This window comes from Clostridium tyrobutyricum DSM 2637 = ATCC 25755 = JCM 11008, assembly GCF_000359585.1.
Classification (GTDB): domain Bacteria; phylum Bacillota; class Clostridia; order Clostridiales; family Clostridiaceae; genus Clostridium_B; species Clostridium_B tyrobutyricum.
In genome coordinates this window covers 22,278-45,116 of record NZ_APMH01000024.1, presented here as the reverse complement: position 1 = coordinate 45,116, position 22,839 = coordinate 22,278, and the positions used below count along the sequence as shown (strand labels likewise).

The window sequence follows — 22,839 nt, the reverse complement described above, 5'->3', positions numbered from 1 at the left end:
TTATAACTAATTACCTATTAAAGAGCACTTACCTATATCCCAATTCAATATAATTTCTTTTCCTATAGTCAATAATTCCTTATAAGATGGTTTAACTTTTATCATCATTTCTTCTTGTTTTTTATTAATTACTTTTACTTTTAAGGCATCTCCTACAAAAATAACTTCTTTAATTATTGCACTAATATTATTATCATATTTAGGCTTGTCCTTAGTAACGTAAATGTTCTCAGGTCTTAATGCTATAGAAACAGCCTTACCTTGAACAAATTGATCCGGTTCATCCATTTCTGCTTTTACAATCTGTTTATTGAATATTTCTATAATTGCAACTTTACCCTCCGTTTCAAGTATTTTCCCTCTAATGAGATTTATTTCACCAATAAACTCTGCTACAAACCTACTTTTAGGCTTTTGATATATATTTTCAGGAGTATCTATTTGTTCCAATTTTCCCTTGTTCATTATACAGACTTTATCAGACATAGTAAGTGCTTCTTCTTGATCATGTGTAACACTTATAGTAGTAATTCCTACTTTCTGCTGTATATGCTTAATTTCAAGCTGCATCTTCTGTCTAAGATTCTTGTCTAGAGCTCCCAAAGGCTCATCTAGTAATAGTAATGGAGGATTAAATACTATGGCCCTTGCTAGAGCAACTCTTTGTTGCTGTCCACCACTTAATTGTTTAGGATACCTATTTTCTACCCCCTCTAAATCTACCATTTCTAACATCGCCATAACTTTTTGTCTAATTTGATCTTTAGAAAGCTTTCTAATCTTGAGAGGATAAGCTATATTATCAAATATAGTCATATGAGGAAACAAAGCATAGTTCTGAAATAGCATTCCAATATTTCTTTCGTATGGTTTTTTTGTTTCAATATTCTCCTTGTTTAAAAGAATTTCTCCTGAATTTATTTTTTCAAATCCGGCAATTAATTTTAATAATGATGTTTTTCCTGAACCACTTGGACCTAATATAGTTAAAAATTCTCCCTTATTGACACTTAGACTTACTTTGTCAACAGCCTTAAAACTTTTATAGTATTTTTCCACATTATTCATCAGCAAGTTTGCACCAACTACAGTCATTTTTATTCCCTCCCTATATATAAAATCAATTAATGCATGTTTATTAAGATACTTTAATTAATATTAGAATATTTATATATATAATTGATTTAATTTATTAATTTAATAAATATGTTATATATAATTTATCATATTATTAATAATATTAATATATCCAAAATAAACAATTATACACATATTCATTTGTTCTTTAAGTACATATAGAACATTTATAAATTAAAATAAAAAAGCATCCTTACTTTTAAATTGAAAATAAGGATGCTTTTTTATTTTAATTCTATACTCTTTCTAGTGGAAAAGTCATACAATGGGGACCTCCTCCACCTTTAAGTATCTCTACTAAATCCAATTTTATTGTTTTAATTCCAAGTGCCTCAAGTTTCTCATTTACATTTTTATTATCATTAAATGTTATAACTCTATCATTTCCAAGTGATTGAAGATTACAATAGTGCCTGAACACACCTTCCTGAGGTACATCTATTAATGTAAATTTTCTTTTTTCAAGCATTTTCAAAAAATTATATGGTAAAGCTTCCTTACATACCACTGCCACTTTTTCAGCTACTATATTAAAACACATATCTAAATGGAGATTTTGCCTTAATGCAGGGACCATAATCATATTATATCCAAGTTCACTTACCTGTCTTTTAATATTTTCAGCTCCATCAAAGTCAGTTCTGGCTATTACTCCTTGAGCTAATGTGTACTCATCAAGAAACCAAAAATCTCCTCCTTCATAAGCACCTGATGTACATCTTGCAACGCATGGTATTCCAAGCTCCCTCATCTTATTTTCATATTTAGCGGTTTCACCTTGACGTACTGGTTCTCTAAATTTACCCATAATAAATCCTTCAGATATACATCCACCAAAATCTCTTGCAAATACTTCATAAGGTAAATTTATATCAGGGTCCATTATCTCTACTTCTACACCATTTTCTTTATATGCTTGAACTAACTCACTATGTTCTCTCAAACAAGCTTCTTTATTGGATTTTTCTCCCTTATCAAGCCAATCTTCAGTTATCACATTAATTGGCTCAAATTCGAAATATTTAGGTGAACATAATAATACCTTTTTTAGAACACCTGTTGAGTTTTTAACATAAGTTTTTTTCATATAATTTCCCCCTCTGATTTGCTCTAATTTATTATCAAGTATAAATGCTTGTGTTACACAAAGGTCAATAGTATATTTTAGCAAATAAAAAACAGCTTATTGATTAACAAGATTATCAACAAGCTATTTGTCATTTATCTTAACTGGAATTTGAATTTCAAAACATTCTTCCTCTAAAATATCTGTAACTGTTATATCTATTTTGGCAACCTGAAGTGCATCACCTATTACTACAAGATTATTATCCTTAATATATTTAATGATTTTTTTCACGCTTTCTTCTCTATACCATGGTTTTCCACTATTATATATACAAGCATAAACTCCACCTTTAATATTTCTAATATATTTTCTGTCAACTTTAGTCTTTCCATTATAAAATCCAAAAATTTTATTTTCTCTTGTATTTTTTAATGATTCAATATTTTCCTTAGGTATTATAAAGCCCAGCCTATTGCTCGCCAAAATTGGTGCTATTTCTTCAAAACTATTTTCGAGTTCAAGAAAACCATAACTCAAGTCAATTTGATTTTTCATTAGTTTGCCAAAGGTAAATATCTTTCTATCATAAAATTTCTTTAAAACAACATTATTAGTATTAGATTCGTCTATAGCTGATTTTAAAAAATTAATCTTTTGAGATATGCTTATTTCTAATAATTGCAATTTAGTTATTTTATCTTTTAACTCACTATGTTTATTTACCAACATTGATAAAGATTTTTTTGAGCTTCTATTGTCAAAATACTCTTTTATTTCCTTTAATTTCATTCCAAGCTGACGTAATTCCTTAATTGTTCCTAATTTTTCATATTGCAATATAGAATAGTATCTATATTTTGTATTGGGATCAACATATATTGGCTTGAACAGTCCTATTCTATCATAATATCTTAAAGTCTCTGTAGTTACATTTCTAAGCCTGGCCAAATCTGTTATAGATATTCTATCTTTCATTAGATCATTCCTTTATACATTTAAATATATTACTATTTTATCAAAAAAGAAAGCATTAATATAGTATTTAACCACCTATATTAATGCTATACTTCTAAACTAGCATTTTAATCCTAATATAACTTGTAAATCTTCATCAGGAGTTGATACTGGCTTGATTTTAAATTTATCTATTAATATTTGTAGAATATCCGGTGTTATAAAAGCTGGAAGTGTTGGTCCAAGTCTAATATCCTTTATGCCAAGAGATAAAAGCGTGAGTAGTACACTTACTGCTTTTTGCTCATACCATGATAAAATTATAGATAAAGGTAAATCATTTACTCCACAATTAAATGCATCTGCAAGAGCTAATGCAATTTTTATGGCTCCGTATGTATCATTACATTGACCCACATCTAAAACCCTTGGAAAATCTCCAATCTTACCTAAATCCAATTTATTAAATCTATATTTGCCACAAGCAAGAGTTAATATTATTGTATCATTTGGTGTCTTTTGTGCTATTTCACTAAAATAATTTCTGCCAGGTCTAGCACCATCACATCCACCAATTAGAAAGAAATGCTTTATAGATCCGCCTTTCACAGCTTCTACAATTTTATCGGCATTACTTAAAACTGCATTATGACCAAAACCTACCGTTATTTTCTTTTCAGGTTCATCTTCTGTAAACCCTCCAAGTTCAAGGGACTTACTTATTATTAAGCTGAAATCTTTTTTCCCATTTACTTCTTTTATATGAGAAATATCAGGCCAGCCTACAACACTTGTAGTAAAAATTCTATCCTTGTATGAATCTCTAGGTTTTTGGAGACAATTCGTAGTCATAAGTATACATCCTGGAACTCCATCAAACTCCTTTTGCTGATCCTGCCATGCTCCACCAAAATTTCCCACAAGATTAGGATATTTCTTTAATTCAGGATAACCATGTGCTGGAAGCATTTCTCCATGTGTATATATATTTATTCCTTTATCCTTGGTCTGTTCAAGTAAATCCTTTAAATCTTTCAAATCATGACCGGAGACAATTATAAAGGGTCCTTTTTTCTTTGTTATAGACACCTCTGTAGGTACTGGATTTCCAAAAGATTCTGTATTGGCTTTATCCAAAAGTTCAATACACTTCAAATTTACCTGACCGAACTCCATATTTAAATTAAACAAATCTTCTGCTGTAAGTTTATCGTCAATTACTGAGGAAAATCCTTTATAAAAAAACTTATTTACATTACCATCCTGATATCCAAGTACATATGCATGATGAGCATATGCTCCCATACCTTTCATACCATATACAAGTGTTTCCCTTAGAGAACGTATATCAGCATCCACAGTTTGATCATACATTATTCCTGCCATTTTTGAGTCCTCAAGCATTTGCTCCTTGGTATCAGGAAGTTGATATTTTACTATATCAGGTACTTTTCCAATAAGCCATCCAGCTTGTTTTTTTAAGTCATCCTTAATATCTTGTGCTTTCTTTAAATATTGAACAAATCTTTCCGGATCAAAGTTTACATTGGTAAGAGTTGAAAATGCAGCATCAATCATAAATTTGTCAATTTCATTGCTTATCTTTTTTCCTTTTTCAATCAATCTCTGTCCATAAAATCCTATCCCTTTAAGTTCATATATAAGTAAATCTTGCAGTGCAGCTACTTCTGAACTTTTACCACAATTTCCTGCTTTAGTACAGCCTTTACCTCCTATAGTCTGTTCACATTGGAAGCAAAACATAGAATTTTCCATATGGGTTCACCCTTTCATTTGTAAAATAAAAAATACTACATATATCTCAATGTAGTATTCTTCATGTTATGAATTTTATTCAAGTTAAGCTTAAAATCAATTAATATTTACTTCTTCAATCTATTCTAAATTTCAAATCATTCCTTATATTTATATTATCAAAAAAACTTGTACTTCCTATAAAATACATTTTGTTTTTATCAAGCATGGGAAACTCCAGAGTATAGTCTACAGAATTACTGTTGCTTCTCTTGACCTCATTAATCTCTGCTTTAGGGGTAATTACATTTTTTTTATCATCTTTTATATACAACTCCCTAGCCTGACTATACGGTACTAAACCTTCGGCAGTATATTTTACAATCGTTTTATTACCCTCACTTACAATCTCTTTAATTACAAGCTTTCCTACTTTACTTTGAATAATCTCAATAGGGTATTTTCCATCTATAGGTTTTAAATTGCCACCATGAATTTTAGATATTTCTAATTGATAAGGTATAACTGTTAAGTACCTGGGAATGTAATTTAATCTAGCTAAATTTCTATTAAACTGAAATACATTTCCATCATCACTTTTTTGCATCATACTATATTCTATTATTTGTCTCCCCTTATCATCAAATATAAACCAATAAACAGGTAAATCGGAGTTAGATTCCTTTTTTGTAAACTTTCCATCTCCTAATATATAAGTACCAATGGGACTTATACTTACTTTTCTTATATTTATATCTTCTTCTGGAAGTTTTGCAAAAGTATTTGGTTCAAATACAGCAGTTTTTCTGGATATATCTTCTCGCGACACATTAAAATCCAGCTTCCAACTTCCCTTAACTCCATATATTTCTTTTACATCTAGATTTATATTAAAAGTATTGCTCAAATTTTTATCAGATATATTTATATCATCATAAGAAAGATACGTATGTTTATCTAAATACTTTCCCGTACCTCCTGAACCACTTGCAGGACTAAATTGACCATTTATTTTTAAATAAGTACCTAGAAACAATGGCATTGCATTTTTTTTTCTTCTAGACATATCTACCAAATCTCTGATATCATCTTTGCTAGTTAAAGTATAAGCTACTTCTAAAGTATTATCATCACATATGATTTCTTTTACTTTTAAAGTTATCCCATTGTCAGTTGCACTGTTTTCCAGCTGTTTAGAATATTTTTTATAGTCACCATCAATTCCTTCTTTGTCCTTAAGATTTTGAATAATAGAATTTATTACTGGAATGTTCTTTGCAAAAGTAGGTACAGTAAAACAAATAGAAATTAATATTATACAAGCTACTGCCGCTATTTTATATTTTTTCTTTGAATTTTTGTCAACTATATTTTTCATTAATTTTTTTCTCAATTGTCTCTTTCTAAAATCATCTAGTCTTATATCCATTTCATCTTTATAATTACCATTACTTTCTACATAGTTCAATAATTTAAGTATATCTTTTTCATTAAAATCATCTTTATTCATTTATACAACCTCCTTTTTTCAAAAAAGCAAGTTTCTCTTTTAATATTTTTCTTCCCCGGGTAAGTCTATTGTCTATTACATTTCTATTAACTCCCATTGATTCTGCAATATCAATTATATCTTCCTGTATTAAATATCTTCTTATGAATATTTCTCTATCTAGTTTTTTTAATTGACCTATTGCCTTTATAACTTCATTCTTATTTTCTTTAGACACTAAAATATCTTCAACCTGTTCTTTAGAAGAAAATACATAATCTTCTATACAATCTATATTTTTTGATTTAATTATCTTTTTCTTATAGTTTATAGCTTTATATTTAGCTATAGTCATAAGCCAATTCTTAAAATTCCCTTTTTGAATATCAAAAGCATCTATATTATTCCAAACACACATAAAACTATCATTGATGCATTCATCTACATAAGTAACATATTCTGAAGATGCAAATACCCTATATACCACTCTATATACTGTATCTGCATACATATTAAATATATATTCTAGGGCTTTGGGATTTCTATGCTTTAATTTATTTAAAAAGTTGTTTTCATTTATGCCCAATCTTTTCCTCCTTGCATATGTTTTTTATTTTAAAGAGCTCTTCATATATTAATACAAAAACTAAACACTATTTCTATCAATATTTTATAAATTTTTATAAAAAATAATAAGGCATAAATACCAAAATAGCATTTATGCCTTATTATTTAAAAATATTACAATTAGCAATTAGCCTTTTCATTTGCTTTTTCTTCAATTAATATAGCGAGATCATTTGCCATATTATCTATTTCAGATTGAATCTTACCTTCAAGCATTACCCTGACAAGAGGTTCTGTACCAGATGGCCTTATAAGGACTCTTCCGCATCCATCCAATTTTTCCTCCATCTTCTTAATTTCCATCATTATTTCTTCATCTTCAGTATATATATTCTTTCTATCATTTGGAACTTTAGCATTTACCAGTACTTGAGGAAGTTCCTTTACAAAAGATGCAAGTTGAGACAGAGTTTTACCTCTTTGTTTTACTATGGCTGCAGTTTGTATAGCTGTAATCAATCCATCTCCAGTTGTATTATAGTCAAGCATTATTATATGACCTGACTGCTCTCCTCCTAATACATAACCGCTCTTTTTCATCTCTTCAAGTACATATCTGTCTCCAACTTTGGTCTTTACAGTTTTTATTTCCTCTTTATTTAATGCTATATCCAATCCAAGATTACTCATAACTGTAACTACTACAGAGTCTTTATTCAATTTTCCCTTGTCCCTTAAATACTTTCCAATTACAGCAATTATAAAATCTCCACTTATAAGGTTGCCTCTTTCATCTACAGCTAGACACCTGTCTGCATCTCCATCAAAAGCAAAACCAATGTCACATTTTTTATTTACAACATACTCCATAAGTTCTTCACAATGTGTAGATCCACAATTCTTATTTATATTTACTCCATCTGGATCATTGTTTATAACATAAACATCTGCTCCTAATTCTTTAAAGGCTTTGACTGATGTTACAGATGATGCCCCATTTGCACAATCGAGTGCTACCTTAAGTCCTGTTAAATCTATATCTACAGTAGATTTAGCAAATTCTATATAATCAGTCAATGCTTTATGAGATTTTATTGTCTTTCTTCCTATCTCACCGCCTATAGGCATTTCTATTCCTGAAAATTCACTTTCAATAACTGATTGTATCTTATCTTCTAACTGGTCTGGAAGTTTATACCCTTGTCTATTGAAAAACTTAATTCCGTTATATTCTACTGGATTATGCGACGCTGATATTACAACTCCAGCATCTGCTTTGTACTTTCTGGTGAGATATGCAATAGCAGGAGTTGGTATCACTCCAACACATATGGCCTTTGCACCTACAGAAAGTATACCTGAAACAAGTGCATTTTCAAGCATATCCCCAGATATTCTTGTATCCATTCCTACGAGTATTTTGGGACTTTTAGTACCTTCCGTAAGTACAAAAGCACCTGCTTTACCAAGTTTATATGCTAATTCACAAGTCAATTCTTTATTTGCTATTCCTCTTACACCATCAGTTCCAAACATTCTATGCATAAAATAATACCTCTCTTATTAAAAATGTTATTATTAAAACAAAATACACATGTTATATTATATTATAGTAGAAAAATTTGTACAATCTTATTTATTTAAATGGTCTATATTTACAAATTATTTTCTCAGCTATCTTTATGCCATCCACTGCAGCAGATATTATTCCTCCTGCAAAGCCAGCTCCTTCACCACATGGATAAACTCCCTCTGCAGATATACTTTCCAGATTTTCATTTCTTGATATTCTAACGGGAGCTGAGGTTCTGGTTTCTATACCTGTTATAACTCCATTACCATTTGAAAAGTTTTGTATCTTTCTTTCAAAATTTATAAATCCATCTTTCAGTGCATCTGAAACTGCCTTTGGAAGACATTTTCTTAAATCCCTAAATTCATATCCAGGTCTATAACTAGGTTCAACATCTCCAAGTTCGGTAGATACCTTATCATCTAAAAAATCCCTAATCAACTGTACTGGAGCCATATAATTGCCCCCTCCAAGTTTATAGGCAAGTTCTTCATAATGTCTTTGGAACTCTATACCACTTAAAGGTAAATCACTTCCAAAATCATCTTTTCCTACCATTACTACTACAGCAGAATTTGCATTTTTGGCATCTCTTTTATAGTTACTCATTCCATTTACAGCCAATCTACCATTTTCTGAAGATGCAGCTACTACTTTCCCTCCAGGACACATACAGAAACTATATACACCTCTTCCATCTTTACTTCTTGCTGTAAGTCTATAATCAGAAGCTTTTAACTTAGGATGCTCTGCATATTTCCCATATTGATTTATATCTATCATATGTTGGAGATGTTCTACACGCACCCCAATTGCAAATGGCTTTTGTTCCATAAATATACCATTTTCAAACAACATTTCATATGTATCCCTCGAACTATGACCTATAGCTAAAACTAAGTTATCACAAGGTATTATATCGTCTCCTGCTTTAACAGATTCAATTTTTTTATCTTTTATATTTATATCTTTAAATCTAGTATTAAATAATATTTTTCCGCCTTGCTCCTCTATTTTATTTCGTATGTTTTTTACTACCTTCTTTAGTATGTCAGTACCTACATGAGGTTTTCCACTATATAATATCTCTTTAGGTGCTCCACATTCTACAAATGTTTCAAGAACAATATTACATCTCTTATCCTTTATTCTAGTAGTAAGCTTTCCATCTGAAAATGTACCTGCTCCACCTTCCCCAAATTGTATATTTGATTCAGTATTCAAATTCCCGGTTTTATGAAATATTTCTACATTCTTGGTTCTATCCTCTACTTTTTCTCCCCTTTCCAATATAATAGGTTTATATCCATATTTCGCCAAAATAAGTCCTGCAAACATTCCTGCAGGTCCCATTCCAACTATTACAGGTCTATTACTCATATATTGAGTTCCAAATTCAAGGGGTTTAACAATATCTTCTTTTTTTAGTATTACGTCTCTATCATTAATTTTAGATACTATTTTTTCTTCATTTTTTAAATTAATTTCTACAATGTAATTAAATTTTATCTTATTCTTTCTACGTGCATCTATTGATTCTCTTAAAATCTTAAAGTTTTTCAGATCATCCTCTTTTAACCTTAATTTTTTAGCAGCTTTTTTCCTTAAATCATCTTTATCTTCATCTAAATGTAAAGTTAAATTATTTATTCTGATTGACATTTTCATCCCCCGATACTTTTTTTCTAACAGTAACTTTAACAGTTTGTGGAGTCTTGGACACTAAGGTAACTCCTTTTGGCAGATTTACATTCAATTCAGCATCTTTTTGACCTTCAACTGCAGATTTTAAATTCACAAAACAATTTATATCATCCTTAGTTAAATTATTTATAATCTCACTATTACCATATACTACAATCGTAGCATTGTTATTTTCAATATCTGCTATATAATTCCCATTTAAATTGTTCGCTTTTATTTGAGAATTAAAAGTTTTCTCAGAATTTTGTTGATTAACCGTCTTATCATCACTAGTATTTTTAGAATCATTTATATTAATATTGACATTTATATATCCATTACTATTAACCAATTTAACTTTATCAGGTATAATCAATTTCGCATTTACAGTAGTATTACTTGAAATATTGCTTAAGTCAATAGGCTCAGTGTCCAAACTACCTATATCTGATATAACACCTGCATCTCCTGATATATCTACTTTATCAGGAGATGACAATATGGATTCAATATTAGTCTGTCCTAATGGCTTTCCAGTAGTTTTAATACTTACAGGCACATTTTTTGTATTTTTTACCGGGATATTTACTTTAACAGTTTTAGGAGTTATATTAACATTTTTTATTACATTACCATTTGAATCCTCCGCTTGCAAGGCTACATTTACAGTTGTATCTTTAGAAATATTCTTTATATCATATCTTGCTGTTATTCTGTCTGCATAATATACATAATTAGAGGCACCTGAAACTTGTGCCTGTTTTATCTGAACAGTAGGATTTGATACAAACAACCCACTTTTAGTCTCACCATTTATTAAAAGCTTTATAGGAAGCATCCTCTTTACAAGTCTATCTAATTTTATACTTATCCATAGATTTTGATTATTTGCTATGCTAACATCACTTGGACTTTTTACTACTTTTGCAGGTATATTATTGTCACCTTTTTTCATTACATAAGATTTTAAATCACATTCTATTTTAAAATCATCAGCTTTAACTGAAAATACATCTGATGCATTTCCCCTTATTTCCAGAGCTACCGAAGAATTTTTATCATCTATTTGTACAAAATTTGATTGGGCAAGTACATCTTTGTTTACTATTTTCACAGGTACTACAATTTTTCTCTGTCTAACAGGATTTTCTACGTTAAATATGTAAAGCCACAATACAAATGATGCAATGACACAACATACTTTTATTAGGATTTGGTTTTCTGAAATTTTTGTTTCCATTTATTCACCTTCTCCCTAAAACCATTTCTCTTTTCCAATCTATTTTTCATTATACGAATCAACAGATTTTTCAATCTTTCTTTCGTATATTCTCTTGTAATTCTTCCATGTACAGCAAGTGATATAGTTCCAGTTTCTTCAGATACAATTATAACGAGAGCATCTGAATTCTCTGACATGCCAATTGCCGCTCTATGTCTTGTTCCAAGTTTTCTATTTAAACTATTATTATGTGTAAGTGGTAGAAAACAGCCTGCAGACACTATCCTGTCGTTTCTTATTATAGTAGCTCCATCATGAAGTGGTGTATTTACTACAAATATATTTTCTAAAAGTGCAGAAGATACTACAGCATCCAATTTTGTACCTGTTTTTATTATGTCTTCAAGTCCTGTAACTTGTTCTATTACTATAAGTGCTCCGGTCTTGCTTTTAGATAAATTTTCTACTGCATTTACAATTTCATATATAAGCTTTTTCATAGCCTTTTCATCTTGCATAATATGCTTATCTATAAATGTAGTCCTTCCCAAATGTTCAAGTCCACTTCTAATTTCTGGCTGAAATATGATAACAATTGAAAGAACTCCTATAGTTAAAGTCTTGGTAAGTATCCAGTTAAGCATAGTTAAATTAAAAAAGCTACTTATAGGTATTAAAAATATTAAAAGTATTATTCCTTTTAAGAGCTGCTCTGCTCTCGTTTCTTTCATAAGCATATAGCCTTTATATAATATATAAGATACAACAAGTATATCCATTACAGAGGACACATTTATATATCTTACTGAGTTAACAACCATTTGCAATAATTCCATTTATTTCACCCCCTTTTATGATTAATTTTCTAAATAAGTTCACCTGTTTATAATTATACACTATTTAATATTGTTTATATCATGGTAGCTAAGTATTTCTAAAATTTTAATAAATTATATTAAAATTTGTATTTTTTTTTATAAAATGGACATAATATCATTAGCCTAAGTTTAACAAAAAACGCGGGGAACCCAAAAAAGACTATTGGGGTGAATCGTTATTTTACGTAGGTTATGCCTTTACCGAACCCGTCAGCTAACCCCGTAGGTAACAAGGAGAGGATAATTTGAGAAAATTTTTTTGTTTTGTAAGTTTACTATTACTACTTTCAATTCCATTAGGAAATGTATCCGCCAAAGATATAAGTAATAAAGATACTAATCTTTTTAATGGAAATGAGGAAATAGTTCAAGTATTTAACTATTCAAATCAAAGATTATATATAACACAAAATGATGTAAATCTTATGGCAAAAGTAGTATATGCAGAAAGTAATGGTGAACCTTTTGAAGGGCAAGTTGCTGTAGCATCCGTCATACTAAACAGACTAACATATCCAAGGTTTCCAAAAACTGTAGAAGGTGTTGTTAAACAAAGCGGCGCCTTTTCATGTGTTAGAAACGGAAATATAGATGTGGTACCTAGCCAAAGCAATTACAAGGCAGTATCTCAAGCACTAAAAGGGCAAGATCCAACAAATAAGGCAGTATTCTTCTATAATCCTAGAATTGCTACTTCAACTTGGATGAAAGATATAAATAAGCGAAATATAAAAATTATAGGAAATCACGTATTCTTTATAGCAGATTAAAACAAAAACAACTGTTACTAAATAAAATTTATTATCTTATTTTGGAACAGTTGTTTTTATAATTTATTAACACTTAATTTTTATTTGAATCTAAGTAAGAAACTGCATTTAATGCAGCTACCTGTCCTTGTCCAGCTGATTTAATATACTGATAAGGCTTGCCTGTACAATCTCCTGCTGCAAAACATCCTTTTATACTAGTTGCCATATTCAAATCAACTTTTATATGATTATTTTCCATTTCGAGTCCAGGAACAAGCTGACCTGGTGACACACTGTCCTTTAGCACAAATACTCCATCCGTGTCAATAGATCCATTCTTTAATATAACCTTTTCAACTTTTTCATTGCCCTGTATTCCTATAACCCTGTCCTTAATAATTTCTATGTTATCTTTTAAATCTAATTCATCTTTATATACAGGTATATAGTAGGTTTTCCCTGCAAGTTCACTTACATAATTTGCATCAGCTTCAGCTTCTTTATTATATCCTATAATAGTTACAACTTTGCCTTTATAAAGTGGAGCATCACATGTAGCACAATAGCCTACCCCTTTTCCCAATAACTCCTCTTCTCCTTTTAATGGTTTGGTATATTCAATTCCCGTTGCCAATATTACTGTTTTAGCTTCATACATTTTTCCACTTACATCCAGTGCAAAATAATCACCCATAGAATAAATAGTGTTTATTTTTTCAGTAGTTACAGATATGTCCATAAATTCCAAGTGCTTTTTAAATTTTTCTTTAAACTCTTTTCCAGTTATGTTGTAAAACCCCAAATAGTTATTAACTATCGGAGCCTTCATAACTTTATTACTTAGCTCTTTTATTCCAAATAGGATTATACTCTTATTTCTTATTTTTGCATTAATTGCAGCAGATAATCCTGCAGGACCACTTCCCACTATAGCTATATCATATCTTTCATTATTCATTTATATCACCCCAATTAATATAGTAAAGTGACAAATTAACTTTTATACTAATTTGCCACTTTATACAATTCAATTAGATCCAACATTTATATAATTATATGTGTTTTTGTAATACTTGCTTTACAGCATCTTTAGGTTTAAAACCTATGAATTTATCTACTACATTGCCATCCTTAAATACTATTACGGTAGGAATGCTTGATACTTTAAATTGAGATGCCGTACTTGGATTTTCATCTACATTAACTTTGAAAAATTTAGCTTTTTCACCTAGTTCCTGAGAAACTTCATCCATTATAGGAGATAGCATCTTACATGGGCCGCACCATGAAGCCCAAAAGTCTACAACTACAGGTGCCCCTGATTCACTAACTGATTGAGAAAAATTTTCATCTTTTATTTCTTCTATCATTTTTTTAGCCTCCTTATACCCAGTTAGGGTATCCTATTAATTACATTTTATACTCTATTATCTACCTAGTCAATATTTTGTGCAAGTTTCAATTGTTTACTATAGAATTTATTATGGAATTATTATATATAGAAGATGGATATTTATCTATTAGATTTTGAGCATATGTCTTTGACTTTTGTTTGTCTAAATCATTATAGATAAGTGAGAGCTTATAAAGTACTGTTTCCTCATAATCTCCATCTGAATAACTATTATCGTATTGTTCGTAGTATTTTATAGCTTCATCTACATTACCGGATGACTCCAAAGTATTTGCAAGCATATAAATTACATCAGGATAAACATATGTATTTGAGCCATACTTAGATGCCCTTAAAAAATACACTTCTGCATCCTTGTAATCTTTATTACTCAAGTAATCACAACCTGTTTTATAAAAATTTTCAACTCCCTTTGAAACCAGTAGTTCTTGAGCTTTAGATAAAAGCACCTGATCATTTGTAGCTAGTTTTTTGTTTTTAAACTTTTCTACTACATTATATATGGCATTATAGTTTTCATTATCAATATAATTTTTTAAGGTATCATATTTAAAATCTATATCTTGATTTTTATAAGTATTATTCTTCAACTCTTTTTTATCTTGCTTATTTTTATTACTGGTTTCAAACTTACTCATCTTTATATTAGATTTAGTGATGTTTTTATTTTTTAACTTCAAATAGCTCAAGGAGGATATTGAGATTATAAATACAAACAGTAGAAAAATGCAAGCTATCTTTTTTGCATTAAATTTTTCTTTAGTATCATTCATATTATTTATAGTGTTGATACTATTTTGAGCCCTCTTATTATTCAGATCAATTTCCAGAACCTTGTCTAAATATTTAATAGCCTTACTACAATTTCCTTTTTTCATGTAACAAATAGCCAGATGATTATTTACGTTAATTATGTTAAAATCACTCTCACTACATTTAGTTAATAAATCAATTGCTTTATTTATCTTCATGTTCTTAATTAACATTATTGACTCTCTATAAAACTTTAATCTTTCTAAGTCCCTACTTGAACTTTCCAAATACTTTTCTGAAACTCTGTCCTTATTAATTTCGGAGTTCATTTTCCATAATTTTTGACATGAATTGATATCGCCTTTTAAATACATGAGAAGGCCCTTAAGATTAATTGATGCCGCATTATTTATATTTAAGGATATGCTTTCTTCGCATAACTCCAAAGCCTTATCTATATAGCCATGATTATATTTTTTTAAGGCCTTAACATATATCCTTTGAGATTTATCCATATAAAAATACTCCTTATAACAACTAGTATTTAATTAACATACTAATTTATAGGTTATCAGTAAATCTAAACTTTTTCAATAGCATAAAAACAAATGACCTAAATTAAATTTTAATCTAGGTCATTTATAAATAAATTTATTTATTTTTGCATTATAAGCTGTTTTGCCTTTAACATTGAGGATGCACTCATGGAAAATTCATCAAGACCATACTCAACTAAAATAGGAATAGCCTTTTCATCTCCAGCCATTTCTCCACACATTCCACACCATTTTCCAGCTTTATGAGCAGATGCTATAGTTAACTTTATAAGACCTAATACAGCTGGATGAAGTGGATTGTATAAATAAGATACCTTTTCATTCATTCTGTCTGCAGCTAAAGTATACTGAATCAAATCATTCGTTCCTATACTAAAGAAATCAACATGTTTAGCTAATTCTTCTGAATTTACAGCAGCTGCTGGTATCTCAACCATTATTCCCGTTTCTATATCATCACTATATTCTTTGCCTTCTTTTTTAAGTTCAGTTTTACATTCATTAATTACATCTTTAGCTTGTAAGAATTCTTCTAAAGAAGATATCATAGGAAACATTATTTTTAAATTACCATAAATTGAAGCTCTAAGTAATGCTCTCAATTGAACCTTAAATATATCTGGTCTATCAAGACAAAGTCTTATAGCTCTATATCCCAAAAATGGATTCATCTCTTCTGGAAGAGGTAAATAAGATAATTTCTTATCTCCACCTATATCAAGAGTTCTTATAACTACTGGTTTACCTTCCATCTTTTGAAGAACTGTTTTGTAAGATTCAAATTGCTCCTCTTCACTAGGCATATCATCTCTATCCATATATAAAAATTCAGTTCTAAATAAACCTATTGCATCTCCACCATTTGCTACAACTTGATCTACATCTTGAGGTTTTCCTATATTTCCTGCAACTAAAACACGTTTTCCATCTTTAGTCACTGTCTCTACATTAATTAATTTCTTAAGTTGTTCTTTCTCCTCTTCATATTTTTCTTTTTTCTTTTCATATTCTACTATAGTACTTTCATCTGGATTTACTATAGCTGTTCCTTCAATTCCATCTACAATTATTGTATCTCCATTTTTAACACAAGATGTTATATCCTTCATACCAACAACTGCAGGTATTTCCAAAGTTCTTGACATAATGGCACTATGTGAAGTTCTACCTCCTATATTGGTAAGAAAAGCTATTACCTTGTTTTTATCTAGTTGAGCAGTATCAGATGGTGTTAAATCATTGGCTACTATTACTGTATCTTTGTCTACATCATCAAGACTTGAAATATTTCCAGTTAAATTAGCAAGTATTCTATGTCCTACATCTTTTATATCTGCTCCCCTTTCTCTTAAATACTCATCTTCCATAGCCGCAAAGGTAGCCGCATATGTTTTCACTACATCGGAAAGTGCTTTTTCTGCATTTATACTATTATTTTCAATTTCATTTTCTACTGTCCCTGCAAATTCTGGATCACCTAAAAGCATAATATGGCTGTCAAACACTGCTGCCTTATCTGCTCCTACTTCTCTTTGTGCCTTTTCTTTTATCTTTTTTAACTGACTTTCTGAAGCATCAAGTGCTTTTTTAAATCTAGCCTGCTCTTCTTGTACATTTTCTACCTTTTTATCCGTTATCTTTATCTCTTTATCTTCTTTTAAAAATACTTTGCCTATAGCATAACCCTTTGAAGCTGCGATACCCTTTTTCATTTATTTTCCTCCTTGTATGTTAAAAAGTCTTATATACTTTATTTAGAATTTAATATTTATATAATACAATCTTATTTACTATTAAAGCAATTTTCATGCCAAATAAAGATACTATTAATTTCTTCATTAATCTAATTTTTTATACCCAGTCAATATCTCTATTTGTCTAATAAAATAGAAAAATAAAATTTTTTGCACCTTTTTTACAAAACTCTCCTGATAAATAATATGATAAAAAATATCAACTATATTTGCAACTGTTTATATATATGTGTAATATAAACTTCGAAACGCTGGATTTTATATCTTTCTTAGTGTAATATAATAGTTGATAAAAAATATCAACTATTATATTACAATTGATATATTTTAGCATGGAGGTGAATATATGTATAAAAATACCATTAAAGTTCCAATTCCAAATGGAATTCATACAAGAATTGCAGCAACAGTTGTTCACAGAGCAGTTCAATTAAAAAATAAATATGGAATAAATTTATATATAAAAACCCTATCAACAAAAGAACCTTTAGCAGTAAGTATGTTGGCCTTAGTTTCACTAAAAATAAGAGAAAATGAAGCAATTGAGGTATCTTGTGCCGAAGATATACCTAATGGAAAAATGGCAGTTAAAAAATTATGTGATTTTATAACTAAAGATCTTGTAAAAAATAATTTGGATATATCAAAGATAGATGACATAATAGAAGAAAATACTATAGCCTATGAACAAATAGTTGAAAACATACCGGTTGGTATTGTAGTAATAGATAAAAATGGACGTATTACTACTATGAATGACTATGCTCTAAAAATAGCTAATAAATCTCTAAGTGAGGTCATAGGGAGATTTATAAAAGACATAATTCCAACTTCTGATTTAACTAATGTATTGAAAATTATGAAAAGAAAAGTAGGAGAAACTCAGTATATAAATAATAACCTTGTAATTTCAAACAGGTCGCCTATATTCTCAAACAATACAGTTATAGGGGCACTTGGTGTATTTCAAGACATATCTGATCTTGTAGGTATAAAAGAGTTAAATGAACGATTTAAAAAGATATTGGAAGCTTCTCATGAATTAATTTGTTTTGTAGATGACAGACGAATTATAAGCTATATAAATCCAGCTTATGAAAAACATTATAAGGTAAAAAGTGAGGACATAGTAGGAAAAGACTTGATTGATATTTCACCAAACGGAATCAGAATAAAAGTATTTAATTCAAAAAATACAATTAAAGACATGGTTTATCATAAAGATAATAAAACTATAGTATCTACTGTAGCTCCTATATTTGCAGATGGAAAATTCAAAGGAGTAATCTCTATATCAAGAACTGCTGACGAGCTAAAAGATCTCTTGAATAAATTAAGAGAATCAGAAGAAAAATTAAATTTTTATAAAGAAGAACTAAATAGACATAATAAAATAAGTGGGTCCTTTGATTCAATAATAGGATACAGCAGCTCTCTTAAAGAATGTCTTATAATCGCAGAAAAGGCATCTAAATCTACTTCTACGGTATTAATTAGAGGAGAAAGTGGAACCGGGAAAGAACTTATTGCAAAAGCAATTCACAATAATAGTAATAGAAAGAATGAACCTTTCGTAAGAATAAATTGTGCTGCTATACCAGAAAATTTATTTGAAAGTGAATTATTTGGATATGAAAAAGGTGCTTTCACTGGTGCTTTAAAAAGTAAACCTGGAAAATTTACATTAGCCAATAAAGGTACTATATTTTTAGATGAAATAGGTGACATGCCTGTATCAATGCAGGTAAAACTTTTAAGAGTACTCCAAGAAAGGGAATTTGAAAGTGTAGGAGGGCTTACTACACATAAAGTTGATGTAAGAATAATAGCTGCTACAAATAAAGATCTAGAGGAAATGTTAAAAACCAATAAATTTAGAGAGGATTTATACTATAGATTGAATGTAATAAATATACTGCTTCCTCCATTAAGAAACAGAAAAGAAGATATAAATTTATTAGTTGAACATTTTATAAAAAAACTAAATAAGAGATTAAATAAAAATATTCAGGGAATAGGTAAAAATCTTTTAAGCTATCTTCAGGAATATCGATGGCCTGGGAATATAAGAGAATTAGAAAATATAGTAGAAAGAGCTATGAATATGTGTGATGGAAATATTATAAAATCTAAAGATCTTCCTTTCTATATAAAAAGTGAAAATTCAGAACAGGAGAGCCTTATAAATTTAAAAGATGGAAATTTAGCTACAATACAGGAGTATGAAAAAGAAATTATAACAAAAGCTATGGAAAAGTATAAAAGTTATAATAAAACAGGTAAAATTTTAGGTTTAACTCATCGTACAATTTCATTAAAATGTAAAAAATACGGAATAAACGTAAGTGACACCCATTAACTTGGGTGTCAAAATTTTAGTTTATCAGCTGTTGAAATTCTTTTGAATTTTTAACAGGATCAAAATCTTTTTCATCTCTGGCAATATCCTTTATTTCAGGTGACATATCCAATGCAATTTTCAAATACTTAACCGTATTTGTTACATCACCACGTCTACCATAAATACTAGCCTTTCCATAATAACTCCATACATATTTCTCTATACTAAGATTTTTATCATACCATAATAAAGCTTCATCATATTTCCCATATAACTCGTAAGCAAGTGCCTTATTAAATTTCGCATATCCATAATTTGAATTTAAAGCAATAGATTTATCTATATTTTCCATTCCTTTTTCAAAATTTCCACTATAACTCAATGCTATCCCTTTTATATTATAAGCCTTATAAAAATTCTTATCTTCAGTTATAATCTCATCAGCTTTTTTTATACAATCCGAATATTGCTTATTTCTAAACATTTGCTCTGCTTCTTTATACTTTTGATTTAATTTTTTACTTTTTTCATTCTCATAATATTTCAAATTAGATTTAGTAGTACTATTCTCTTTTACAATTTGAGAATTCATATTATTGTAATTATACTTTCTATTATAGATTATCTTATTTACAGCTATTATTATTACAATAATACTTAATATGCAAAATATTACTGACTTAGTTTTTAAAGAAAATCTGCCTTTGAATCTCATCTACATTATCTCCTATACTAAATTAAATCACTTGCTATTTTTAAGATATTCCTCTAATCTGGCAATAATATTATTCCTTACATACTTAGAACTGTGGTTTTCGATTTTTATACATATATCAGCATCTTTATTACATATATAACAATTTTTAGACTTTAGACTTTAATCCTATATCTTTTCTAGTCAATATATTTCCGTCAGTATCATAAACATCTATATAAATATACTTCCCAATACTGCTTCCTTCTTCTATTTTTACTGTTTCCCCTTTTATATGATTCACATCTTCATTTACAATAAGGGTTAATATTGGTCCTTCTGCCGTTACCTTTAAATTTTTATACATAATTTTATTGTTGAATTTATCTACTAATACAGGACCTAATTCTTTCATTATTTCAAAAGCTATACAATCATTTTTATGCGACTCTGGATAAGTTACTCTTGCAGAAATAAGTGGTGCAAAATAATCTTTTATAAGCCATTCCTGTTTATGTATTCTCTCCTTCTTAGCCTGTATCATATCATCTTCAGTATAATCTTCTGAAACCATAGACTCTAAGCCATTGTAATTTTCAGATATACATTTCATATATATATCCCTTATTAATTCCTGTTTACTTTCATCATTATCTATCATACTTATATCCATATTTTAACTAGAAGAATTAAACAATTAATATCTTCAAAATATTCTCCCTTCCACAATTTGGACTGACAATTTAATAATATTTATTATTAACATACATATTCATTATTATACTTTTTACTTTAAGTTCCTGCAATAACATTATCCTTCATTCTTTATAAATACTTTCCAAATATTTTTTTCTTCCAAACTCATACAAATTATTTCCCTTTGAGTCAATAACCACAATAGCCGGTAAATCCTTAACCTTCAATTTTCTTATTGCCTCAGATCCTAAATCTTCATAAGCTACTACTTCTGAACTTACTATGGATTTACCTATTAATGCACCAGCTCCACCTATCGCTCCAAAATAAACTGCTTTATTTTTCTTCATAGATTCTATAACTTCAGAAGATCTTATTCCTTTTCCAATCATACCTCTTAATCCCAATTCCAAGAGCCGTGGTGCAAAACTATCCATTCTATAACTAGTAGTAGGGCCTGCTGATCCAATTGGCCTTCCCGGTTTTGCTGGAGTGGGACCTACATAATATATTATCTCGTCTCTTATATTTATAGGAAGGTTTTGTCTCTTATCTAATAAATCTATTAATCTCTTATGTGCTGCATCTCTTGCAGTATATATTATTCCTGAAATAAGTACATTGTCTCCTGCACTCAACTCCTCCACTTTTTGTTTTGTAAACGGAGTTTCTAATTTTTTATTCATATGACCAATCTCCTTGTAATATTTAAAGTTCAATTTTTTTGTGTCTCGTAACATGACAATTTATATTTACTGCTACCGGAAGTCCCGCTATGTGAGTTGGATATGTTTCAATATTCACCGCTAAAGCAGTAGTACGACCGCCAAATCCTTGAGGTCCTATTCCTAAAGAATTTACCTTTTCTAAAAGTTCTATCTCTAAGTTTGAATAAAACTCATCACTATTTCTTTGATTTAAAGGCCTTATAAGTGCCATTTTAGCAAGACTTGCAACCTTGTCAAAATTACCTCCTATGCCTATACCAACAACTATTGGCGGGCAAGGATTAGGGCCGGCATTTTTTACTACTTCAACTACAAATTTTTTAACTCCTTCTATTCCATCAGATGGTTTTAACATCTTTATCTGACTCATATTTTCTGAGCCAAAACCTTTGGGTGCAGCAATTATAGTTAATTTATCCCCTGGAATTATATTGTAATTTATTATAGCCGGAGTATTGTCACCTGTATTTATTCTCCTAATGGGGTCTTTAACTACTGATTTTCTAAGATATCCTTCTTCATATCCCTGCTTTACGCCTTCATTTATTGCTTTTTCTATACTTCCACCTACAATATGAACTTCTTGTCCAATTTCTATAAAAATACATGCCATTCCAGTATCTTGACATATAGGAACATTTTCATTCTTAGCTATATTTGCATTATCTAATATTTTATTGAGTATATTCTTAGCAATTGGCCAATTCTCTGACATTTCTGATGAAATTATTTTATCTTTTACATCGTTTGAAAGATAATAATTAGATTCAATACATAATTTTTTTACTGCTTTTGTTATATCTTTAATATTAATTTCCCTCAT

21 protein-coding genes and 1 riboswitch are annotated in these 22,839 nt (G+C 29.4%); of the genes, 2 read left to right on the top strand and 19 right to left on the bottom strand.

Annotation, left to right across the window (positions count from 1 at the left end):
- Positions 1-6: 6 nt before the first annotated feature.
- The 10 genes from J418_RS0110555 to cdaA form a co-directional block, all read right to left on the bottom strand.
- Positions 7-1,095, bottom strand: coding sequence for an ABC transporter ATP-binding protein (locus tag J418_RS0110555; protein WP_017895548.1), 1,089 nt, complete (start codon positions 1,093-1,095; stop codon positions 7-9).
- A 277-nt stretch (positions 1,096-1,372) separates the two neighbouring features.
- Complete coding sequence (locus J418_RS0110550; protein WP_017895547.1) at positions 1,373-2,224, bottom strand: dimethylarginine dimethylaminohydrolase family protein; 852 nt, start codon at positions 2,222-2,224, stop codon at positions 1,373-1,375.
- Between the two features lie 123 nt (positions 2,225-2,347).
- Positions 2,348-3,181 carry a MerR family transcriptional regulator gene (locus J418_RS0110545; protein WP_017895546.1) on the bottom strand — a complete coding sequence of 278 codons (834 nt, stop codon included), beginning with the start codon at positions 3,179-3,181 and terminating at the stop codon, positions 2,348-2,350.
- A 99-nt stretch (positions 3,182-3,280) separates the two neighbouring features.
- Positions 3,281-4,936: a hydroxylamine reductase gene (hcp, locus tag J418_RS0110540; protein ID WP_017753032.1), complete on the bottom strand. Its 1,656-nt coding sequence runs from the start codon at positions 4,934-4,936 to the stop codon at positions 3,281-3,283.
- A gap of 115 nt (positions 4,937-5,051) precedes the next feature.
- Entirely contained in the window at positions 5,052-6,425 is a 1,374-nt protein-coding gene (locus tag J418_RS0110535) for a DUF4179 domain-containing protein (protein WP_017895545.1), read from the bottom strand.
- Positions 6,418-6,990: a sigma-70 family RNA polymerase sigma factor gene (locus tag J418_RS0110530; protein ID WP_017895544.1), complete on the bottom strand. Its 573-nt coding sequence runs from the start codon at positions 6,988-6,990 to the stop codon at positions 6,418-6,420. Before J418_RS0110530 ends, J418_RS0110535 begins: the two co-directional genes overlap by 8 nt.
- A gap of 161 nt (positions 6,991-7,151) precedes the next feature.
- On the bottom strand, positions 7,152-8,516 hold the full coding sequence (gene glmM, locus J418_RS0110525; protein ID WP_017895543.1) for a phosphoglucosamine mutase: 1,365 nt from the start codon (positions 8,514-8,516) through the stop codon (positions 7,152-7,154).
- A gap of 91 nt (positions 8,517-8,607) precedes the next feature.
- Entirely contained in the window at positions 8,608-10,206 is a 1,599-nt protein-coding gene (locus J418_RS0110520) for an NAD(P)/FAD-dependent oxidoreductase (RefSeq protein WP_017895542.1), read from the bottom strand.
- Positions 10,187-11,467: a CdaR family protein gene (locus J418_RS0110515; RefSeq protein WP_017753027.1), complete on the bottom strand. Its 1,281-nt coding sequence runs from the start codon at positions 11,465-11,467 to the stop codon at positions 10,187-10,189. The genes J418_RS0110520 and J418_RS0110515 overlap by 20 nt, the downstream gene beginning before the upstream one ends.
- Positions 11,434-12,285: a diadenylate cyclase CdaA gene (cdaA, locus tag J418_RS0110510; protein WP_017753026.1), complete on the bottom strand. Its 852-nt coding sequence runs from the start codon at positions 12,283-12,285 to the stop codon at positions 11,434-11,436. Before cdaA ends, J418_RS0110515 begins: the two co-directional genes overlap by 34 nt.
- Before the next feature lie 152 nt (positions 12,286-12,437).
- Positions 12,438-12,571, top strand: a riboswitch (cyclic di-AMP (ydaO/yuaA leader).
- 1 nt (position 12,572) lies between these two features.
- Between cdaA and J418_RS0110505 the strand changes: the two genes are divergently transcribed.
- A complete protein-coding gene (locus tag J418_RS0110505; RefSeq protein WP_017753025.1) occupies positions 12,573-13,097 on the top strand; it encodes a cell wall hydrolase in 525 nt (174 codons plus the stop codon).
- Positions 13,098-13,170: 73 nt separating this feature from the next.
- On the opposite strand, the gene J418_RS0110500 is transcribed toward J418_RS0110505, so the two are convergent.
- The 4 genes from J418_RS0110500 to ptsP form a co-directional block, all read right to left on the bottom strand.
- Positions 13,171-14,037 carry an NAD(P)/FAD-dependent oxidoreductase gene (locus J418_RS0110500; RefSeq protein WP_017895541.1) on the bottom strand — a complete coding sequence of 289 codons (867 nt, stop codon included), beginning with the start codon at positions 14,035-14,037 and terminating at the stop codon, positions 13,171-13,173.
- A 94-nt stretch (positions 14,038-14,131) separates the two neighbouring features.
- On the bottom strand, positions 14,132-14,449 hold the full coding sequence (gene trxA / locus J418_RS0110495; protein WP_017753023.1) for a thioredoxin: 318 nt from the start codon (positions 14,447-14,449) through the stop codon (positions 14,132-14,134).
- Positions 14,450-14,537: 88 nt separating this feature from the next.
- Positions 14,538-15,761, bottom strand: coding sequence for a tetratricopeptide repeat protein (locus tag J418_RS0110490; RefSeq protein WP_017753022.1), 1,224 nt, complete (start codon positions 15,759-15,761; stop codon positions 14,538-14,540).
- Positions 15,762-15,901: 140 nt separating this feature from the next.
- Complete coding sequence (gene ptsP / locus J418_RS0110485) at positions 15,902-17,515, bottom strand: phosphoenolpyruvate--protein phosphotransferase (RefSeq protein ID WP_017895540.1); 1,614 nt, start codon at positions 17,513-17,515, stop codon at positions 15,902-15,904.
- Between the two features lie 388 nt (positions 17,516-17,903).
- Between ptsP and J418_RS0110480 the strand changes: the two genes are divergently transcribed.
- Positions 17,904-19,916, top strand: a complete 2,013-nt coding sequence (locus tag J418_RS0110480; RefSeq protein ID WP_017753020.1) for a sigma 54-interacting transcriptional regulator — start codon at positions 17,904-17,906, stop codon at positions 19,914-19,916.
- A 16-nt stretch (positions 19,917-19,932) separates the two neighbouring features.
- On the opposite strand, the gene J418_RS0110475 is transcribed toward J418_RS0110480, so the two are convergent.
- The 5 genes from J418_RS0110475 to J418_RS0110460 all read right to left on the bottom strand — a co-directional run bounded on the left by J418_RS0110475 (position 19,933) and on the right by J418_RS0110460 (position 22,839).
- Positions 19,933-20,613 (bottom strand): tetratricopeptide repeat protein, encoded by a 681-nt coding sequence (locus J418_RS0110475; protein WP_017753019.1) that lies wholly within the window; start codon positions 20,611-20,613, stop codon positions 19,933-19,935.
- A gap of 27 nt (positions 20,614-20,640) precedes the next feature.
- On the bottom strand, positions 20,641-20,724 hold the full coding sequence (locus J418_RS17090; protein WP_368076304.1) for a hypothetical protein: 84 nt from the start codon (positions 20,722-20,724) through the stop codon (positions 20,641-20,643).
- Between the two features lie 37 nt (positions 20,725-20,761).
- Positions 20,762-21,253 carry a citrate lyase holo-[acyl-carrier protein] synthase gene (locus J418_RS0110470; RefSeq protein ID WP_017753018.1) on the bottom strand — a complete coding sequence of 164 codons (492 nt, stop codon included), beginning with the start codon at positions 21,251-21,253 and terminating at the stop codon, positions 20,762-20,764.
- 157 nt (positions 21,254-21,410) lie between these two features.
- Positions 21,411-21,974: a Fe-S-containing hydro-lyase gene (locus J418_RS0110465; protein ID WP_017753017.1), complete on the bottom strand. Its 564-nt coding sequence runs from the start codon at positions 21,972-21,974 to the stop codon at positions 21,411-21,413.
- Positions 21,975-21,996: 22 nt separating this feature from the next.
- Positions 21,997-22,839, bottom strand: a complete 843-nt coding sequence (locus J418_RS0110460) for a fumarate hydratase (protein ID WP_017753016.1) — start codon at positions 22,837-22,839, stop codon at positions 21,997-21,999.

What these genes read in the sequence shown, in the direction of transcription:
- J418_RS0110500 (WP_017895541.1), bottom strand. Translation starts at nt 14,037, where the DNA reads ATGAATAATGAAAGATATGATATAGCTATAGTGGGAAGTGGTCCTGCA.
- J418_RS0110535 (WP_017895545.1), bottom strand. Translation starts at nt 6,425, where the DNA reads ATGAATAAAGATGATTTTAATGAAAAAGATATACTTAAATTATTGAAC.
- J418_RS0110465 (WP_017753017.1), bottom strand. Translation starts at nt 21,974, where the DNA reads ATGAATAAAAAATTAGAAACTCCGTTTACAAAACAAAAAGTGGAGGAG.
- J418_RS0110545 (WP_017895546.1), bottom strand. Translation starts at nt 3,181, where the DNA reads ATGAAAGATAGAATATCTATAACAGATTTGGCCAGGCTTAGAAATGTA.
- J418_RS0110515 (WP_017753027.1), bottom strand. Translation starts at nt 11,467, where the DNA reads ATGGAAACAAAAATTTCAGAAAACCAAATCCTAATAAAAGTATGTTGT.
- trxA (WP_017753023.1), bottom strand. Translation starts at nt 14,449, where the DNA reads ATGATAGAAGAAATAAAAGATGAAAATTTTTCTCAATCAGTTAGTGAA.
- J418_RS0110520 (WP_017895542.1), bottom strand. Translation starts at nt 10,206, where the DNA reads ATGTCAATCAGAATAAATAATTTAACTTTACATTTAGATGAAGATAAA.
- J418_RS0110550 (WP_017895547.1), bottom strand. Translation starts at nt 2,224, where the DNA reads ATGAAAAAAACTTATGTTAAAAACTCAACAGGTGTTCTAAAAAAGGTA.
- J418_RS0110490 (WP_017753022.1), bottom strand. Translation starts at nt 15,761, where the DNA reads ATGGATAAATCTCAAAGGATATATGTTAAGGCCTTAAAAAAATATAAT.
- J418_RS0110555 (WP_017895548.1), bottom strand. Translation starts at nt 1,095, where the DNA reads ATGACTGTAGTTGGTGCAAACTTGCTGATGAATAATGTGGAAAAATAC.
- J418_RS0110460 (WP_017753016.1), bottom strand. Translation starts at nt 22,839, where the DNA reads ATGAGGGAAATTAATATTAAAGATATAACAAAAGCAGTAAAAAAATTA.
- cdaA (WP_017753026.1), bottom strand. Translation starts at nt 12,285, where the DNA reads ATGGAATTATTGCAAATGGTTGTTAACTCAGTAAGATATATAAATGTG.
- J418_RS0110480 (WP_017753020.1), top strand. Translation starts at nt 17,904, where the DNA reads ATGTATAAAAATACCATTAAAGTTCCAATTCCAAATGGAATTCATACA.
- hcp (WP_017753032.1), bottom strand. Translation starts at nt 4,936, where the DNA reads ATGGAAAATTCTATGTTTTGCTTCCAATGTGAACAGACTATAGGAGGT.
- J418_RS0110470 (WP_017753018.1), bottom strand. Translation starts at nt 21,253, where the DNA reads ATGATAGATAATGATGAAAGTAAACAGGAATTAATAAGGGATATATAT.
- ptsP (WP_017895540.1), bottom strand. Translation starts at nt 17,515, where the DNA reads ATGAAAAAGGGTATCGCAGCTTCAAAGGGTTATGCTATAGGCAAAGTA.
- J418_RS0110475 (WP_017753019.1), bottom strand. Translation starts at nt 20,613, where the DNA reads ATGAGATTCAAAGGCAGATTTTCTTTAAAAACTAAGTCAGTAATATTT.
- glmM (WP_017895543.1), bottom strand. Translation starts at nt 8,516, where the DNA reads ATGCATAGAATGTTTGGAACTGATGGTGTAAGAGGAATAGCAAATAAA.